This window comes from Protofrankia sp. Cr1 (genome assembly GCF_963555865.1).
GTDB lineage: Bacteria > Actinomycetota > Actinomycetes > Frankiales > Frankiaceae > Protofrankia.
On the sequence record NZ_CAUVXO010000490.1, the window covers coordinates 1 to 3,040 of the forward strand.

The 3,040-nt window shown below is 67.6% G+C and carries 6 protein-coding genes; 4 read left to right on the forward strand and 2 right to left on the reverse strand.

Annotated features, from left to right (window positions below):
* Together U9980_RS24345 and U9980_RS24350 are read right to left on the reverse strand one after the other, a co-directional pair.
* A partial coding sequence (locus U9980_RS24345) for a hypothetical protein (protein ID WP_322770064.1) occupies positions 1–673 on the reverse strand: 673 nt, incomplete at its 3' end.
* Positions 670–1,461 carry a GntR family transcriptional regulator gene (locus tag U9980_RS24350; protein ID WP_322770065.1) on the reverse strand — a complete coding sequence of 264 codons (792 nt, stop codon included), beginning with the start codon at positions 1,459–1,461 and terminating at the stop codon, positions 670–672. The genes U9980_RS24345 and U9980_RS24350, both read right to left, overlap by 4 nt.
* Before the next feature lie 173 nt (positions 1,462–1,634).
* Between U9980_RS24350 and U9980_RS24355 the strand changes: the two genes are divergently transcribed.
* From U9980_RS24355 to U9980_RS24370, 4 genes are all read left to right on the forward strand, one after another.
* A complete protein-coding gene (locus tag U9980_RS24355) occupies positions 1,635–1,841 on the forward strand; it encodes a hypothetical protein (RefSeq protein WP_322770066.1) in 207 nt (68 codons plus the stop codon).
* Positions 1,838–2,050 (forward strand): helix-turn-helix domain-containing protein, encoded by a 213-nt coding sequence (locus U9980_RS24360; protein ID WP_322770067.1) that lies wholly within the window; start codon positions 1,838–1,840, stop codon positions 2,048–2,050. Before U9980_RS24355 ends, U9980_RS24360 begins: the two co-directional genes overlap by 4 nt.
* A 315-nt stretch (positions 2,051–2,365) precedes the next feature.
* The gene (locus U9980_RS24365) at positions 2,366–2,494 is read left to right on the forward strand and encodes a hypothetical protein (protein WP_322770068.1); all 129 of its coding nucleotides are present in this window, start codon (positions 2,366–2,368) and stop codon (positions 2,492–2,494) included.
* Positions 2,491–2,886 (forward strand): hypothetical protein, encoded by a 396-nt coding sequence (locus U9980_RS24370; protein ID WP_322770069.1) that lies wholly within the window; start codon positions 2,491–2,493, stop codon positions 2,884–2,886. Before U9980_RS24365 ends, U9980_RS24370 begins: the two co-directional genes overlap by 4 nt.
* The last annotated feature ends 154 nt before the right edge of the window (positions 2,887–3,040 follow it).

A 3,040-nucleotide genomic window follows, 5' to 3' on the forward strand; every position in this document is an offset into this window, starting at 1 on the left:
GTTCAATGCTGACGCCCAGATGTAGCATCGGATCTTCGGTGCCGTCCGTGAGGATGGCGGCCCACAGCATGTCCTCAGCGGCAAAAGATCGCACAAGTGCCTCGCAGCCCGCCGAAGGGTCGGCCTCGGCGATCCAGTAGCCACCGGCGGCATTCTGGTACGGCGCTTTCTCGATCCTCATATCGCGGAGGATGCGCTGATGTTCGTCGTCGTACCCGCCCCCGGCTTGCAGCCGGGCGAGAGCCGCCGGTCGGTGCTTCACGGGGAGTCGATCGAGGCGGTCGTCGAAGATGCGCTCGACGCCGGCGGATCGGGTCGCAACGTACGCCGGGGTGTCGCCGAGTACGAGCACGTCGACGTGGCCCGGCAAGGACCGGATGATGCTGACGGTTGAGGACGGCGAGTCGCCCGGCTGCAGGTCGAGGGCCTGGGTGACACCCCGGAGCGCCGTGCGCAGCGTGGTTCGCAGGGGTGCCGCCGGCCGGCGCTCGAGTGCTCCAAGCAGTTGGACACCGAGGGCGTCTACGTAGGCGGCCACGCTGATCGTGCCGTCCGATCCGGACGCGCCGTCCAGGACGATGACGATGTTCTCACCGATCAGCACCCGGTCCTGGCCGTGGCCAGCCGCGGCCGGCAGTTCGGCGACTCGGACCGCCGTCTGCCGGACCGTCACGACCGGCCGTCCGGGTTGACGACCTCGGCCGGCCACTCGAAGTGCAGGATCCATTGGAACGTGGGCAGAGCGTCGATGCGGTATTCCACCGGCCGATCGTCGACCGTCCACGACATGTGGATGATCTCGAATATTTGTTGATTCTCGGCCAGATCGAAGAACGCTTCCTCGTCGTCTGTGGGAATGCGGGCTCGGATGTCCTCGGTGAACCGCACCGGCCCCTGTCCAAGCTCGGCGAGCCGTGAGTAGGTTCCGCCCGGACCGGTGTTCTTGTTGGTCACGCCGGCTTGCTCGGCGAGAGCCCAGGGAATGTACGACGTGGCCAGAAGAACCGGTTCGTCGGACGCATACATGTGACGCTTGCGAATCAGGACCCGGTCGCCTGGATCAAGCCCGAGTGCTTTCGCCGCCGCTTCGGGCGGGTCGACCGGCTCCAGCTGGACGATGTCGGATCGAGGTATCAGGCCAAGGCGCCGGATTTCGGCATCGAAGGCACCCCGGGCGCCGTGTTCCTCGCGAGCGGCGCGTGCATATCGCCGGTTGCTATGCCGATCGATCGGCGGGACAGAGCGCACGACCGTCCCCCGCCCGCGCAGCACCCGCACCATGCCCTCGGCGCGCAGGATCTGGAGAGCACGGTTGATCGTCACGCGAGACACGCCCACCTCGCTGGCCAGATCCTGCTCACTGGGCAGCGTCGACCCGGGCGGATACTTACCAAGGGTGATGTCTCGCCTGAGCAGATCAGCTACCTGCCGATAGCGAGACTTCGGAGCGTCAACGGTCATCCGACCTGCACCTCGTCTCTCCTGATCAGTCACGTGCTCGCGTGGCCCCCACGTTAGTCCACGCAGGACGTCCTACGTCTTCCTTGACGGCCGCCGCAGCCGTGTGACACCGTGCATCACGTAGGACGTCCTACGTCCTACGTCAAACGGAGCAGATGAAGGAGATCGCGACAGTGAGCCACGTGCCCAAGCTGGACCGGGTCTCGATCCGCGGCGACCTGCTCGCCGCGATCGGCACCCTGACGGAGGCCATCAAGGCGCTTGACGAGTGCGAGTACGACGGGGACCTGGTTCTCGACCTCGGCACTTGCGTCGACGAGGTCGACAACACGATGAGCTCAGTGCAGAGCGCCATCAGCAATAAGGCGACCGGGTCATGACGGGGACGACGCCCACCCTGGCTCCCACAGCCGATCCAGACCCCTTGATGACCCCCGCCGAGGTTGCCGACACCTTGCGCATTGACACCGGCTCGCTGGCCCGATGGGCCCGGGAAGGCCGCATCACCTCGATCGCGCTTCCCAACGGTCATCGCCGTTTCCGTCGGTCGGTGGTGGAAGCGATCCTCGCCGGCTCGCCCGTCGGATAGACGCCGCCACAAGACGTCGGAAGCCTGACCATGCACCACGACCCGCCGCCGGCTCGCCGCATTCCAGGGGCGCACCTGAACCCACGTACACACCGCGAGCGGTACGAAACGGTTCCGAACAACCACGGAAACCAAAAAGTCGGGTCGGACGGTTCCGATGGGACCCCCCGGATTCACACTGCGTGGTGTCGCGGGGCCTACGCCCTGACATCCCACGACCACCGACGAGACGACCACCTCTGACAGGAAACGGGGTTCCGACGGGCTGCCACCCACCGGAACCCCAGAGCATCGGATCTTGAAGGGATCTCATCGATGCAGATCAAGGCTAGCGCGCGCTCAGACGAGTGCGCGACTCCGCGCGCCGACAACCTCGCCGACGCCACCGCCCGAGAGATCGAGCGGCTCGCCCGGGAACTGCTACGCCGCGGCGGTGAGAAGTGAACCGCCCCCGCCGACCCGACGACGTCCTGTACCCACCAGGCCAGATCGCGACGCCGCTGCTGCTGGCGACCCGGGCCTCTGACCTGGGCCTGGACATCGCGGTGCGCCACGCCAGCGGCCAGCGGATCGACACCGACGAGGTGCTGGAACTGCTGGCCACCGAAGTCGCGTTGACCCAAAGCGCCCGGTTCGGACTGCAGACCACCGTCCTGCGGGCTCTGCGCGCCGGCGCGGGCTGGCGGCAGATCGGCGCGGCGACCGACACGACCGCAGCCCAGGCGAAGGCCGCCTTCCTCACCTGGGTCGACGAGCAGCGCCACCACCTCCCGGACACGTTCACCGACGTGGACGCCGACCACGCCCGCAGCCTCGCCGAGGAGGCGGACCGATGACCGGCCCGTTCGACGACCGGGACGAGGCGGCCGCCGCCGGCGACACTCTCGCCGACAGCCACCCCGACACCCGCATGCACGGGGTGATCGAGCTCGTCGACGTCACCACCGCCGACCTGCTCCTGGCCCTGACCGGCGACCTCCGCGCCACCGA

Excerpts from the sequence above, each read along its gene's own strand:
- U9980_RS24360 (WP_322770067.1), top strand. The coding sequence starts at position 1,838 with ATGACGGGGACGACGCCCACCCTGGCTCCCACAGCCGATCCAGACCCC.
- U9980_RS24350 (WP_322770065.1), bottom strand. The coding sequence starts at position 1,461 with ATGACCGTTGACGCTCCGAAGTCTCGCTATCGGCAGGTAGCTGATCTG.
- U9980_RS24365 (WP_322770068.1), top strand. The coding sequence starts at position 2,366 with ATGCAGATCAAGGCTAGCGCGCGCTCAGACGAGTGCGCGACTCCGCGC.